The sequence below is a fragment of the Telluria sp. GW821-FHT07G12 genome (genome assembly GCF_059418525.1).
In genome coordinates this window covers 49,316-63,274 of sequence record NZ_JBWKQA010000004.1, presented here as the reverse complement: position 1 = coordinate 63,274, position 13,959 = coordinate 49,316, and the positions used below count along the sequence as shown (strand labels likewise).

Below are 13,959 nucleotides of genomic sequence, written 5' to 3'. Positions count from 1 at the left end.
TTGCGGAATGTCACCACCGAGTGCAGTCCTGCGCGCTGCCGCAAGTTTGATCTGTTCGACAGATCGCTTACTTAAGCTTGGCGCGCGGATGGGCCTTGTCGTAGACCGCCGCCAGGTGCTGGAAGTCGAGCGAGGTATAGATCTGGGTCGAGGTGATGCTGGCGTGGCCCAGCAATTCCTGGACCGCGCGCAGGTCGCCCGAAGATTGCAGCAGGTGCGAGGCGAAGGAGTGGCGCAGCACGTGGGGGTGCACGTGCACCGGCAGGCCGGCCTTGATTGCATGGTTTTTCAGGCGGTGCTGGACCACGCGCGGGGTCACGCGGGCGCCGCGCGCGGACAGGAACAGGGCGGCGCTGCCGTCGCTGGCGGGCGGACGCACCGCCAGCCAGGCCGCGATCGCGTCCAGCGCCGGGCCGCCGACCGGCACCCGCCGCATTTTATTGCCCTTGCCGGTGACCACGACTTCCCGGCCTTCCAGCTCCAGCCAGCCCAGCGAGGCGGGTGCGCCGTCTTTGGCGGCCGTGAAGGATACGTCGAGGCCGGCCAGTTCCGACACCCGCAGGCCGCTGGAATACAGGAGCTCGAACATCGCCCGGTCGCACAGTTCGGCCGGTTCGGGATGGCCGTGGCGGTTCGCGTCCATCAGGCGCACGGCGTCGTCGACGGGCAGGGCTTTCGGGAGGCGCTTGGCGCGGCGCGGCGCACGCACGCCGTCGACCGGGTTCGCGGGCAGCGCCGTGTGGCGCGCCAGCCAGTTGAAGAAACCGCGCCAGCCGGACAGCTTGCGCGCGATCGAGGTCGGGCTCTGGCCGCCGGCGTGCAGTTTGGCGGTGAAGCGGCGGATATCGAAGTGGGTCAGGCGGGTCCAGTCGGTATGCCCGGCCAGTCGGGACAATTCGCCCAGGTCGCGCGCATACGCGGCAATGGTGTGGCCGGAGAGCTTGCGCTGGGTGCGCAGCTCCTCCAGGTAACGGCCGGTCCAGTCGTCGGCGGCCGGGGTGTCCATGCCGGGCTCGCTTTACCTCAGGCTGCGCGCAGGGGCAGCAGCGCGGCGCTGGCGGTTTCGCCGATGTGGACCAGGAAATCGGTCCCCATGCCGGCGCCGAAGCGTTCCGGATCCGGCGAGCCGAGCACGAGCAGGCCGAAGGCCGCGCCAGCCGCACGCAGCGGCACCAGCACGGTCGAGCGCACATCGGCGGCGTCGTCGAGCCAGCGTACGGCTTCGAAATCGCGGTTCGGACCACAGTAGGGCGCGCGCAGGCTGTTGGCGAACAGGCGCACGTCGTCGGAGACGTCGCTCGCATACCACTCGCTTGCGTGCTCCGGCGCCAGGCTCCACAGGCGCAAGGTGGCTTGCGGCACCATGAAGTGCTGGATCAGGCCGTCGACCACGGCACGCGGCATCGCGGCCGGCGCTTCGTCGGGCGCGCCGGCTTCCAGCAGTTGCCGGGTCCAGCCGTGGAAGCGGTTGGCGATCGCGGCGTTTTCCTCGGCGTGGCGCATCAGCTCGGCCATGCGCAGCTCGAGCGCCTTGTACTTGTCGCGCATCACTTCCATCTGCCGTTCCTGCAGCGAGACGGCACGGCCGGTCAGCGGGCTCGACAGTTTTACTTCGCCCAGCAGGCCGGCATACTCTTCAAAAAACTGCGGATGGTCGACCAGGTATTGGGCGATGGCAGCGGAATCCAGTGTTACGGTCATTGCACGGTCTTGCAAAATAGGTAGACCGCCAATTTTACCTGACTGCAACCGTCATCAGCAGATAATCATGCCGTTCCACCTGCCACCGTGGCGCCAATGTCAGAAGCGGTGCCGCACCCCCAGCTGGAAAGCGCGCCCATCCTCGCCCGGCGCCTTGGTGAAACCGCCGGGAGCCCCCGCCGTTGCCGGGCTGTACTGGGCCTCGTTGTCGTTCTTGATGAAGGCGGCCACGGCGTAGATGTCGGTGCGCTTCGACAGGAAATAGTTGTAGCCGAGCGCGAACAGGGTGGCGTCGCTGTCGGACGGCGTGCGGTCGTTCTGACGGGCGACGGAGGCCAGGAAGCGGTTGGGGCCGACGCGGTACTGCACGCCGGCCTGGACGCCGACCGCATCCTGCCGGGTATTGGCGCTGATGTTGTTGACGAACACCGCACGCAGGGCGGCGGCGGTGGCCGGGCCCAGCGGTGCGAGCTGGGGTGCGATCAGGGCGTCCCAGCCGGCCACGTAGGTGGGCAGCAGCGTCGAATGCTGGTTGCGCTGGTCGTGCCAGCCGGCGAAGAACTTCCAGTCGTTCCAGGTATAGGAACCGCCGGCCGTGGTCGTGCGCAGGCTCGGCGCGCCGGACGGATCGTAGCCGTGGTTGTGGCCGATGCCGACGTCCCAGCCGCGCGCCTTGTAGGTGATGGCCGCGCCCCAGAACTTGTTGTACAGGCCGTAGTAGCCCGAGCCGTGGCCGGCCACCATCAGCGAACCGCCGAGTCCGGAGGGCAGGGCGAACCGGTATTGCAGCGCGCGCTGGGAGCGGATGTCGGCGCCCAGCGCCTGGAAGCCGGCGGTGCCGCCGGTCACGCTGCCCCAGGTACCGCCGGTGCCGACCTCGAAGGTGTCGGCCGCCGCGAACACTTCGTAGCCCGGCGTGTACATGCGCCCCACCAGGATCGCGCCCACCGGGGTGACCATGCCGACCATGGCGGTGCGGTCGAACAGTGCGTTCTCCGGATTGACGGCCGGGCCACCGCGCGGCTGCAGCGCGCTACGCACGGCCGCCAGCAGGTTGGGCGGCAGGGCGCCCATGCCGCGCGTCAGGTAGAAGCCCTGGTTCTCGTTGATCAGGACGGGCTGCTGCTTGCCGGTGTCGAGCTCGATCCGGGCTTCGAGGTTGAACACGGCCTTCAAGCCCCGGCCGAGGTCTTCGCTGCCTTTCACGCCGAGGCGCGAGCCGTCCTCGCCGCCGCTGATGATCTTGGGCGAAGAGCCGCGCTGCCACATCAGGCCGGCGTCGGCGATACCGTAGAGCTGAACGCTGGACTGGGCCAGCGCGAAAGTCGGAAAACAGGCGCCGGCGAGCGCGCCCAGCACGATCTTCTTCATTGCATCTCCCAAATCGAACTGCATCGACTTACATTCGGATGCCCATCAATTCGCGCCGGCTGATACGGCTCAGCCGCGTAAGCGTTGCGCGAATCGCACAAGGCCTGGATGCAACAAGGGCGGACCTGGTTGCCCAGGCCCGCCCTTGCGGACTTCCAGCTGAAGGGGGCGAACCCCCTGGCAGCTTAGAACGAGTGGTTCACGCCCACGTCGTAGTGGTTGACAGTCGGGGTGCCAGCCAGGTTGCCGGTGGTGGCGTTGACGATGTCTTTCTTGCGCGATGCGTCCACGTACAGGTAGGTACGCTTCGACAGGTTGTACTCATAGCCCAGCGAGAACTGCTTGGTCGAAGCAGTGTTGTCGATGTGCTTGCGGCCATAGCCAGCCAGGACCTTGCCTGGGCCGACAGCGTAGGTTGCGCCCAGCAGCCATGCCTTGGTCTTCGGACGCAGGGTGTTGGTGTGCTCCTGGTCTTGACGGGTGTAGGTGCCCATCAGCTTCAGTTCCGGGGTAGCGGCGATCGAACCGGCGATCGACCACACTTTGCTTTCGACAGCGTTACGCTCGTAAGCAACCATCGCAGCGGCCGGGCCGTTGTTGTAGGTAGCAGCGACCGAGAACGGGTTTGCCGAAGCTTCTGCGTTGGCAGCGTACGAGGTTGCGCCTGCGCCGATGCCGGTCAGTGCACCACCGGTCGATTCCTTGCTTGCCCACGAAGCGTTCACCTGGAAGCCGTTCGACACTGGCGAGTTGTAGAAGATCGCGTTCGAAATGCGGTTGTTGTTCGGCGAGCCGCCGCTGGTGTTGGTGTCCAGCGGAGCCGAGTTGAAGCCGGCGACCGAGATGTCGGTGTAGAAGCCGGCCGGGGTCGGCAGACCGTGCCACGGTTCGAACGAACCGACGATTTCCTGGAACGGGGTCAGGCCACGGCCCAGACGGACCATACCGAAGTCACCCTGCAGGCCGACGCGGGTCTGGCCCTGGAACAGCGGACGGCCGTTGTTCTCGGTGGTGCCGGTGTCCGGCTCGTAACGCATTTCGATCTGGAACAGTGCTTTCAGGCCGTTGCCCAGGTCTTCGGTGCCCTTGAAGCCCAGGGTGTTCGAGGCGCGCTTGCCGATAGCCAGGGTTTGGTCGGTACGCTTGACCAGGCCGGCGTCGATGTTACCGTAGATCTGCACGGCGGTTTGCGCTTGCGCCACACCGGCGAATGCGCCCAGCAGAGCGACTGCCAAGAGTGATTTTTTCATCTATTTGTATCCTTATAAAGTGAATCGCAGGAATCCAGAGAGCATTGAGACTTTTTCTTGTTGCTGAACACTCGGATGTGTGAACCTTAAATGCTCAATGCGTCAAGATTGTCGGATTAGTCAATTATGACGGCTCCAATTGGTGGAAAGCCAATAAATCCAATCGTGCTGTTGTATTTTCGAAACGGCTGAGCCCGTTCAGCACGGAAACCTTAAGCATTGATTAAGTTTCCCTGCGTCATCATACCAGCCCTGTTCGATTTGTGACATTTGTGCAGCCTCAAATGCACATGGAATTGCAAACGAATCGCCCCTGAGCCGGCTATAGACTCTGGCCCATCCGACAAGCGTATATATGAAGCCGACGGTCTAGCGACCTGATCCATCACGTACTCATCGTGATTTGCATGCTTCTGCGCGCATCTGCGGCGGCGTCTCCTTACCGAAAAAGAACGATGGCAAACCGTGAAGAGTTAGCAATCATCCGTGGCGCGCGCGCCGGGCGGGCCGAGTCCCAGCTGGAGCTGGGGCGGCTCTACCTGTTCGGCAGCGCCGGCTTGCCGAAGAGCCTGCCCACGGCCCTGCACTGGCTGGACCGCGCCGCCCGGCAAGGCTGCGCCGAGGCCTGGCAACTGATCGGCAACCACATACCCCTCGACCTGGCCCGCCAGAGCCCGCAGCCCGTGACCTGCTGGTACGAACGCGCCTACGACGGCGGGCTGGCGCGGGCCGGCCTCGTGTATGCGCAACTGGTGCTGGGCGGTGAGCGCGTGCCGCCGGGGCAGCGCGCCAAGGCCTTGCGTGCCCTGGAGGACGCGGGGCGCGGCGGCTTTCCCGAGGCGCAGTGGATGCTGGCGCGCGAACACGGGGTGACCCCGCCGCCGCGTTCGAATGGGCCGGCAGGCGAAGCGGCTGCCGGCGCGCCAGGCGCCCGTGCGCCGGATGCCCGTATGCCGGATGCCCGTATGCCGGATGCCCGTACGCCACGTTCCGAGCCGCAGCCGCTGGACAAGCCTGGCATGCTGCGCGACGGCGCGCCGGAACGCGCCGGCCAGCGCTGGCTGCGCCGCGCTGCGGACAACGGCGTCACGCCGGCCCAGTTCGCCTTGCTGGAACAGGAGTGGGATGCCGGCAAGTATCAGGTCTATCTCGAACGCGCGCTGCCGCTGGCGCGCGCCCTGGCCCGGTCCGAGGTGGCGCAGGGCAGGGCCTGCGCGCGCCTGGCGCCGGACGAGGTCACCCTGCTGTCGCGCTGCGCCCGGCTGGTGGATGAAGGCCTGGCCGTCCACGACGTCGAGCCCGACGAACTGCACGCGTTCTGGGAGCTGGCCGCCGCCGAGCAGGACCGGCACGCCCAGTTCGCCCTCGGCCTGTGGTGCGCGCGCATGCGCATCGACGGCCGCCGTATTCCAGGCGATAACGCCGGCGGCGGCGGCGCCGCCAACTTCAAAAAGGCGGTGCGCTGGCTGCAGCAGGCCGGCGAGCAGGGGCTGGCCGAAGCTTGGTACGCACTGTCGCGCATATATGTGAAGCCGGAGTTTTCCCAGCGGAATGTCATCGAAGCCCAGAAATACCTCGAGCGCGCCGCCGAAATGGGTTTTCGCGACGCCCAGCTGGAATGCGGGAATGCCGCCTGGCGCGCGCGCCGCGAGAACGAGGGCAATGACGTGCGCGCCGTGTTCTGGCTGCAGAAGGCGGCGGCCCAGGGCTGCCCCAAGGCGGCGGCGATGCTGCACAAGATCTCGCCGCGCGACACCGGAGCATGGCGCGAGCTGGCTGCAATGCCCGGGCGCGACCTGTCGGAATACCCCTTGCTGGCGGCGCGGCTCGAGCTGGCCCTGGCGTTCGGCCTGAGCCGCGCGGAAGCGCTGCTGTTGGACGTCAGGCACGCGGACCGCGGACACTGCCTGGTGGTCGACATCCGCGCCAGCTACGGGCGCAGCCGGCGCCGACTGGTGCCGGTGGAAACGGCGCAGGAGCGCCAGCTGCTCGACCGCATCGTGCGCCTGTTCGAGAACATCGACTGCGGCCCGGGCGGACCGGAAGGAAATTACCGGCAGCGCCTGTACCGCCTGCGGACCTTGCTGCCGGAGTCGGGCGGGCCGGACACGCCGCTCGACCTGGACCTGGCAGCCTGATTACAAGTTGATTTCGCCTTCGAACACGGTTTCGGCAGGCCCGCTCAGGAAGACCGGCTGGCCCTCACCCGCCCAGGCGATGCTCAATCGGCCGCCACGTGCCTCGACCTGCACCGGCGAGTCCAGCAGGCCGCGCCGGATGCCGGCCACGACTGCCGCGCAGGCGCCGGTGCCGCAGGCCAGGGTTTCGCCGGCGCCGCGCTCGAACACGCGCAGCTTCACGTGGCCGCGGTCCAGCACCTGCAGGTAGCCGGCGTTGACCCGCTTCGGGAAGCGCGGATGGTGTTCGATCTGCGGGCCGGTCTCCGCCACCGGGGCGGTGTCGACGTCGTCGACCACCTGCACGGCGTGCGGATTGCCCATCGAGACGGTCGACACCAGCACGGTCTGCTCCTGTCCGCGCGCGCGGACCGTGAGCGGCCACAGGGTGTCGCGGCCCTGGGCCACGCCGTCCAGGCCCTGGCTGTCGAAGGGGACGAGGGCCGGCTCCAGCACCGGGGCGCCCATGTCGACGGTCACGCTGCCGTCTTCTTCCAGGCGCGGCGTGATGATGCCTGCCATGGTCTGCACGCGGATGCTGCGTTTATCGGTCAGGCCCTTGTCGCTGACGAAGCGCACGAAGGCGCGCGAGCCGTTGCCGCACTGTTCGACCTCGCCGCCATCGTTGTTGAAGATGCGGTAGCGGAAATCGCAGCCTTCTTCGCTGGGACGCTCGACGATCAGGATCTGGTCGGCGCCGATGCCGAAGCGGCGGTCGGCCAGGCGCGCCCACTGCGCGGGGCTCAGGTCGACCTGCTGGTTGACGGCGTCGATGACGATGAAGTCGTTGCCGGCGCCGTGCATTTTCGTAAATTTCAATTTCATTGCTAATCCTTACTCGTAGAACGAAGGCTCGCCGTCCGGCCGGGTTTTAAAGCGCTTGTGCGTCCAGAAGTACTCGGCCGGGTTCTCGCGCACCCGTTCCTCGATGAATTCGTTCATGCGGCGCGTGGCGGCGACCATGTCGTCGCCGGGATAGTTTTCCCACGCTGGATAGAATACCACCCGGTAACCCTTATAGTTGGGCAGGAAGGTCGCGATCACCGGGATCACCTTGGCCTTGGTGGCAGCCGCCAGCCTGGGCATGGCGGTGAGCGTGGCCGCCGGGATGCCGAAGAAGGGCACGAAGGTGGCGTCCTTCTCGCCGAAGTCCATGTCCGGCAACATGAAGTAGGGCAGGCCGTCGCGCAGTCCGCGCAGGATCGGCTTGATGCCTTCTTCGCGCGTAAACAGGCGCACCGGGCCGAAGCGTTCGCGGCCATAGCGCAGCAGGCGGTCGAAGGCCTTGTTCTTCTGCGGCGAATAGATCGACGACACCGGGATCACGCGTGCAGCGACCCCCGCCACGTCGAGGCAGACGAAGTGCGGGCACAGCAGGATGGTCGGGCCGCTTTCCATTTCGGCCTGCGGCACCGAGGGCTCGATGTGGATCAGCTTGCGCAGGCGCGGGATCGGCGCCCACCACAGCAGCGAGCGCTCCAGAATGCTGCGCGAATACGCCTGGAAGTGGCGCCTGGCGATATCGACGCGCTCCGCTTCGCTCAGCTCGGGCATGGCCAGGCGCAGGTTGGTCAGGGCGATTTTCCGGCGCTTCGGAATCGCAACATACATCAGGCTGCCAACGGCCTTGCCGATGCGGCCGAGGATCGGCAGCGGCAACCAGTGCAGCAGCCATAACAATGCAATCAGGGCCCTCATGCGACCGCCTCGGCTTCCGGGGCTGCCACGCCTTGCGGACGCTTGTAGCGGTTATAACTCCAGAAATATTGGGACGGGCAACGCGCGATCAGCTGCTCCATGGCGCGGTTGATGCTCGCGGCCTGCTGGGCCGGGGTGCCGGACAGGTCGCCCTCGAAGGGCACGAAGCGGATCACATAGCCGCGCCCACCGGGCAGGCGCTCGGCATAGGTCAGCAGGATGTCGGCCTTGCCCAGCTGGGCAAGCTTGGCCGGCAGGGTCATGGTGTAGGCCTGGCGTCCGAAGAAGGGCGCCCAGACGCCTTCGCCTTCCTGCGGCACCTGGTCGGGCAGCACGCCGACCGGCTGGCCGCCTCGCAGCGCCTTGACCAGCATGCGCACGCCCGACAGGTTGGCCGGGGCCAGGTGCATCTTCAGGCGCGCGCGCGCGCCCTCGACCAGGGGCTTCAGCGCGCTCTTGCGCGGCGGACGATACATGACCGTCAACTCCTGGCGCAGCGAGACTTGTTGAGCGGTCAATTCGAAGCAGCCCAGGTGTGGCGTCAGGAACACAATCCCGCGGCCGCTGTCGAGCTGGCGCTGGACCAGCTCCCAGTTCTCCATCGTGACGTGTCTGGTAACTCGTTCCTGTGGTGCGCACCACACGAAAGGCAGTTCGACCAGCGCCTTGCCGGATTCGGCGACGGCGGCGCGCCACAGGGCGCCGAAGCCTGCCAGCTCGAGATTGCTGCGCAGGCGCCGCCGGTAAGAGGGGGAAAGCAGATAAACCAGCCAGCCGAGCGCCGCGCCCAGTGCGTGTAGCACAGGAAGGGGGAACCTGGATAAGAGGCGGAACAAAAAGACAAGCATCGATTGATTTAGGGTAGAGATGAGGCGACTTGCCACACCAAAATTTTTTAAGGAGCGTAAAATACCACTTTGATGCAGGATCCGCGGAGTTAATGACAACTTGCGAAGCGGAATATAAATATCGCTAAAGCGTCGCAGGCATTGGTACTGCGGCATTTATCTCAACAGTATCAGGAGCCTCAATGTCTTCCAACGACTACCTCTTCACTTCCGAGTCTGTCTCGGAAGGCCATCCGGACAAAGTCGCCGACCAGATTTCCGACGCCATCCTCGACGCCATCCTCGAACAGGATCCGCGCGCGCGCGTGGCCGCCGAAACCCTGTGCAACACGGGTCTGGTGGTGCTGGCCGGAGAGATCACGACGCACGCAAACGTCGATTATATTCAAGTTGCGCGCAATACCATCAAGCGCATCGGTTACGACAACACCGACTACGGCATCGACTATAAAGGTTGCGCCGTGCTGGTCGCCTACGACAAGCAGTCGCCGGACATCGCCCAGGGCGTCGACGAAGGCGCGGGCCTGGATCTCGACCAGGGCGCCGGCGACCAGGGCCTGATGTTCGGCTACGCCTGCGACGAGACCCCGGAACTGATGCCGGCCGCGATCTATTACGCACACCGCCTGGTCGAGCGCCAGTCGCAGCTGCGCAAGGACGGCCGCCTGCCGTGGCTGCGTCCGGACGCCAAGTCCCAGGTCACGCTGCGCTACCTGAACGGCAAGCCGGTGTCCGTGAACACCGTGGTGCTGTCGACCCAGCATGCACCTGAAATCAGCCACAGCCAGATCGAAGAAGCCGTCATCGAAGAGATCATCAAGCCGGTGCTGCCGAAAGAATGGCTGCAGGACACCCGCTACCTGGTCAACCCGACCGGCCGCTTCGTCATCGGCGGTCCGCAGGGCGACTGCGGCCTGACCGGCCGCAAGATCATCGTCGACACCTACGGCGGCGCTGCCCCGCACGGTGGCGGCGCGTTCTCGGGCAAGGACCCGTCCAAGGTCGACCGCTCGGCCGCCTACGCCGCCCGCTACGTGGCGAAGAACGTGGTCGCCGCCGGCCTGGCGCGCCAGTGCCAGGTGCAGGTCAGCTACGCGATCGGCGTGGCCAAGCCGATCAACATCACCGTCTACACCGAAGGCACCGGCGTGATCTCCGACGAGAAGATCGCCGAGCTGGTGATGGAACACTTCGACCTGCGCCCGAAAGGCATCGTGCAGATGCTGGACCTGCTGCGTCCGATCTACCAGAAGTCCGCCGCCTACGGCCACTTCGGCCGCGAAGAGCCGGAGTTCAGCTGGGAGCGCACCGACAAGGCTGCGCTGCTGCGCGCCGAAGCCGGCCTGTCGTAATCGGTTTGCGCGGGTAACAACACCTGCGCTTCACGGTGGGCACAAGCCGTGCCCACCGTGTTAAACTTATGAATTCCGAGGAGCGTTGCGACGAAAGATCCTTCTTTCGCCAGGCTCGGATCATCAACACCGCGCTCACGTTACTTTTTTCTTAACTTGAAAGGAGGGCGTGATGAGCGCCGTACTCAAAAACACTTCCCAGGATTACCTCGTTGCCGATATCGGTCTTGCCTCGTGGGGCGAGAAGGAAATCCGTATTGCCGAAACCGAAATGCCGGGCCTGATGGCCATCCGCGAGGAATACGCCGCCAGCCAGCCGCTGAAGGGCGCGCGCATCGCCGGTTCGCTGCACATGACCATCCAGACCGCCGTGCTGATCCGCACACTGGAAGCCCTCGGCGCGCAAGTGCGCTGGGCATCGTGCAACATCTACTCGACCCAGGACCACGCTGCCGCCGCCATCGCGTCGGTCGGCACCCCGGTGTTCGCCATCAAGGGCGAAACCCTGGACGAGTACTGGGAATACACCCACCGCATCTTCGAATGGCCGGGTGACAATCACGCCAACATGATCCTGGACGACGGCGGCGACGCCACCCTGCTGCTGCACCTGGGCGTGCGTGCCGAGAAGGACATCTCGGTGCTGGACAAGCCGGGTTCGGAAGAAGAGATCTGCCTGTTCAACGCGATCAAGGGCCGCCTGGCCGTCGATCCGCAGTGGTACTCGAAGCGTCTGCCGGAAATCAAGGGCGTGACCGAAGAAACCACCACCGGCGTGCACCGCCTGTACCAGATGCACCAGGAAGGCAAGCTGGCCTTCCCGGCAATCAACGTCAACGACTCCGTCACCAAGTCGAAGTTCGACAACCTGTACGGCTGCCGCGAATCGCTGGTCGACGGCATCAAGCGCGCGACCGACGTCATGATCGCCGGCAAGATCGCCGTGATCGCCGGCTACGGTGACGTGGGCAAAGGTTCGGCACAAGCCATGCGCGCGCTGTCGGCCCAGGTCTGGGTCACCGAAATCGATCCGATCTGCGCCCTGCAGGCCGCGATGGAAGGCTACCGCGTCGTGACCATGGATTACGCTGCCGAGCACGGCGACATCTTCGTCACCTGCACCGGTAACTACCACGTGATCACCGAAGAGCACATGCTGCGCATGAAGGACCAGGCGATCGTCTGCAACATCGGCCACTTCGACAACGAAATCGAAGTCGCTGCGATCAAGAAGTATCAGTGGGAAAACATCAAGCCGCAGGTCGACCACGTCATCTTCCCGGATGGCAAGCGCATCATCCTGCTGGCCGAAGGCCGCCTGGTGAACCTGGGCTGCGGCACCGGTCACCCGTCCTACGTGATGAGCTCCTCGTTCGCGAACCAGACCATCGCCCAGATCGAGCTGTTCGCCAACACCGACAAGTATCCGGTGGGCGTGTACACGCTGCCGAAGCACCTGGACGAGAAGGTCGCCCGCCTGCAGCTCAAGAAGCTGAATGCCCAGCTGACCACGCTGACCGAAGAGCAGGCTGCGTACATCTCGGTGAGCCAGGAAGGTCCATATAAGCCGGCCCACTATCGTTATTAATTAATAGTCTGGTAAGCTTTTCGTGAATCGGCGCCGCCTGAAAAGGTGGCGCCGAGCCCCCGCTCACCCTCACGAAAGACACGAACATGCGCTTGCTCCTGACCTGGTTGATCAACGCCGCCGCCCTGATGGCGCTGCCTTACCTGATGCACTCGGTGACCGTCACCAATATCGGCGCCGCCCTCGTGGCTGCGCTGGTCCTGGGCCTGGTCAACACCATCATCCGTCCCGTGCTGGTAGTCTTGACCCTGCCGGTGACAGTGGTGTCGCTCGGGCTGTTCATCCTGGTGATCAACGCGCTGCTGTTCTGGCTGGTGGCGCACCTGGTCGAGGGCTTCCATGTCGCCGGATTCTGGTCGGCCTTCCTGGCGGCCATCCTGTACAGCGTGATTTCGTGGGCGCTTTCTACCTTACTCCTGAATAAAGATGGCAACCCCTAATATCAGCATCGAGTTTTTCCCGGCCAAGACCCCCGAGGGCGCGGAAAAGCTGCGCGTGGCGCGCCAGAAGCTGGCGGAGCTGCAGCCTAAATATTTCTCGGTGACCTTCGGCGCCGGCGGCAGCACCCAGCAGGGTACGCTCGACACCGTGCTCGAGATCCAGTCGGAAGGCCATGCCGGCGCGCCGCACCTGTCCTGCGTGGGCGGCACCCGCGACTCGATCCGGACCATCCTGCGCGAGTTCCAGTCGCACGGCATCCACCGCCTGGTGGCCCTGCGCGGCGACTTGCCGAGCGGTTATGGCGGCGCCGGCGAGCTGCGCTATGCCAGCGACCTGGTCGAGTTCATCCGTGCCGAGACCGGCGACTGGTTCCACATCGAGGTCGCCGCCTATCCGGAAATGCATCCGCAGGCGAAGTCGCCGCAGGACGACCTGCAGAACTTCGTGCGCAAGGTGCAGGCCGGCGCCAATGCGGCCATCACCCAGTATTTCTACAATCCGGACGCCTATTTCCAGTTCGTCGACAACGTCGCCAAACTGGGCGTGGACGTACCTGTCGTGGCCGGCATCATGCCGATCACGAACTACACGCAGCTGATGCGTTTCTCGGAGATGTGCGGTGCCGAGATCCCGCGCTGGATCCGCCTGAAGCTGGCCAGCTTCGGCGACGACAGCGCTTCCATCAAAGCCTTCGGTCTGGATGTGGTCAGCCAGCTGTGCGAGCGCCTGCTCGCGGGCGGCGCGCCGGGCCTGCACTTCTACAGCATGAATCAGGCGGCGGCGACTACCGCCATCTGGCAGCGCCTGCAGGGTTCGCAATCGGCGGCCTGACGCAGTCGACATAAAAAATGCCCGCGCGCCACAAGCCCGCGGGCATTTATTTTTGATCCGCAGTCATCAATCCGTCACCGGATGTTGCTACGCTCCGTCACGATCACATCCAGCGGCACATCGTGGGGTCCATGCCCGAACTGCGCTTCCTGCTTGCTGTAGGCAATGCCCAGGGTCAGCGGACGCGGCACCAGTTCCAGCGTGCGGTCGTAGTAGCCGCCGCCATAGCCCAGCCGGTAGTTCTCGGCATTGAAACCCAGGCAGGGGATCAACAGGGCAGGCGGGCGCTCGATGAAACGCAGGGTGGCCGGCACCGCCACGCCCATCTCGTCGGCCAGCATGGGTTCGTCCAGCTGCCACTCGGTGAAGGCGAGCGGGGCGTTGCGCTCCATCACCACCGGCAGCGCCAGGCGTACGCCGGCCAGGGCCAGTTCGGCATAGGCGGCGCGCAGATCCGGTTCGCCGGCCAGCGGCCAGTAGACGCCGACGGTGTCCATCTGGCGCAGGCGCCACCAGGTCACGACCTGGGCGCCGATATGGGCATCCCATTGGACCTTGATTGCTGGATCGAGCGCCCCACGTGCAGTCCTGAGCGCCTTGCGCAGCGCCGCCTTTGCCGCCTGGCCATCCCCCGTCACGCTTGAGGTGTTGTCTGGCAGGCCCGAGAGGGGGCGTGGTATTCTTGAATCGCCGGTCATGGAT

General features: G+C 65.3%; 13 protein-coding genes and 1 riboswitch. Of the genes, 5 read left to right on the top strand and 8 right to left on the bottom strand.

Going from position 1 to position 13,959, the window contains the following annotated elements; all coding sequences use genetic code 11:
- Positions 1–67: 67 nt before the first annotated feature.
- The 4 genes from xerC to AC07PE_RS16045 form a co-directional block, all read right to left on the bottom strand.
- Positions 68–1,006 (bottom strand): tyrosine recombinase XerC, encoded by a 939-nt coding sequence (xerC, locus tag AC07PE_RS16060; RefSeq protein WP_498766183.1) that lies wholly within the window; start codon positions 1,004–1,006, stop codon positions 68–70.
- Between the two features lie 17 nt (positions 1,007–1,023).
- Positions 1,024–1,701 (bottom strand): DUF484 family protein, encoded by a 678-nt coding sequence (locus AC07PE_RS16055; RefSeq protein WP_498766181.1) that lies wholly within the window; start codon positions 1,699–1,701, stop codon positions 1,024–1,026.
- Positions 1,702–1,800: 99 nt separating this feature from the next.
- The gene (locus AC07PE_RS16050) at positions 1,801–3,072 is read right to left on the bottom strand and encodes a porin (RefSeq protein WP_498766179.1); all 1,272 of its coding nucleotides are present in this window, start codon (positions 3,070–3,072) and stop codon (positions 1,801–1,803) included.
- A 185-nt stretch (positions 3,073–3,257) separates the two neighbouring features.
- Positions 3,258–4,322 (bottom strand): porin, encoded by a 1,065-nt coding sequence (locus AC07PE_RS16045; protein ID WP_498766177.1) that lies wholly within the window; start codon positions 4,320–4,322, stop codon positions 3,258–3,260.
- 455 nt (positions 4,323–4,777) lie between these two features.
- On the opposite strand from AC07PE_RS16045, the gene AC07PE_RS16040 reads away from it, so the two are divergent.
- Entirely contained in the window at positions 4,778–6,460 is a 1,683-nt protein-coding gene (locus AC07PE_RS16040; RefSeq protein ID WP_498766175.1) for a tetratricopeptide repeat protein, read from the top strand.
- On the opposite strand, the gene dapF is transcribed toward AC07PE_RS16040, so the two are convergent.
- From dapF to AC07PE_RS16025, 3 genes are read right to left on the bottom strand one after another with little or no spacing between them, the layout of a single operon-like run.
- Positions 6,461–7,324 carry a diaminopimelate epimerase gene (gene dapF / locus AC07PE_RS16035; RefSeq protein WP_498766173.1) on the bottom strand — a complete coding sequence of 288 codons (864 nt, stop codon included), beginning with the start codon at positions 7,322–7,324 and terminating at the stop codon, positions 6,461–6,463.
- 9 nt (positions 7,325–7,333) lie between these two features.
- Positions 7,334–8,197, bottom strand: coding sequence for an LpxL/LpxP family acyltransferase (locus tag AC07PE_RS16030; protein WP_498766171.1), 864 nt, complete (start codon positions 8,195–8,197; stop codon positions 7,334–7,336).
- Positions 8,194–9,201, bottom strand: coding sequence for a lysophospholipid acyltransferase family protein (locus AC07PE_RS16025; protein WP_498766169.1), 1,008 nt, complete (start codon positions 9,199–9,201; stop codon positions 8,194–8,196). The genes AC07PE_RS16030 and AC07PE_RS16025 overlap by 4 nt, the downstream gene beginning before the upstream one ends.
- A gap of 26 nt (positions 9,202–9,227) precedes the next feature.
- Between AC07PE_RS16025 and metK the strand changes: the two genes are divergently transcribed.
- The 4 genes from metK to metF all read left to right on the top strand — a co-directional run bounded on the left by metK (position 9,228) and on the right by metF (position 13,257).
- Entirely contained in the window at positions 9,228–10,397 is a 1,170-nt protein-coding gene (gene metK / locus AC07PE_RS16020) for a methionine adenosyltransferase (protein ID WP_498766167.1), read from the top strand.
- Positions 10,398–10,468: 71 nt separating this feature from the next.
- Positions 10,469–10,541, top strand: a riboswitch (S-adenosyl-L-homocysteine riboswitch).
- Between the two features lie 28 nt (positions 10,542–10,569).
- Positions 10,570–11,985: an adenosylhomocysteinase gene (gene ahcY, locus AC07PE_RS16015; RefSeq protein WP_498766165.1), complete on the top strand. Its 1,416-nt coding sequence runs from the start codon at positions 10,570–10,572 to the stop codon at positions 11,983–11,985.
- Between the two features lie 86 nt (positions 11,986–12,071).
- On the top strand, positions 12,072–12,425 hold the full coding sequence (locus AC07PE_RS16010; protein WP_498766163.1) for a phage holin family protein: 354 nt from the start codon (positions 12,072–12,074) through the stop codon (positions 12,423–12,425).
- The gene (gene metF / locus AC07PE_RS16005; protein ID WP_498766161.1) at positions 12,412–13,257 is read left to right on the top strand and encodes a methylenetetrahydrofolate reductase [NAD(P)H]; all 846 of its coding nucleotides are present in this window, start codon (positions 12,412–12,414) and stop codon (positions 13,255–13,257) included. The genes AC07PE_RS16010 and metF overlap by 14 nt, the downstream gene beginning before the upstream one ends.
- A 74-nt stretch (positions 13,258–13,331) precedes the next feature.
- On the opposite strand, the gene AC07PE_RS16000 is transcribed toward metF, so the two are convergent.
- Positions 13,332–13,895: a 5-formyltetrahydrofolate cyclo-ligase gene (locus AC07PE_RS16000; protein ID WP_498766159.1), complete on the bottom strand. Its 564-nt coding sequence runs from the start codon at positions 13,893–13,895 to the stop codon at positions 13,332–13,334.
- Between the last annotated feature and the right edge of the window lie 64 nt (positions 13,896–13,959).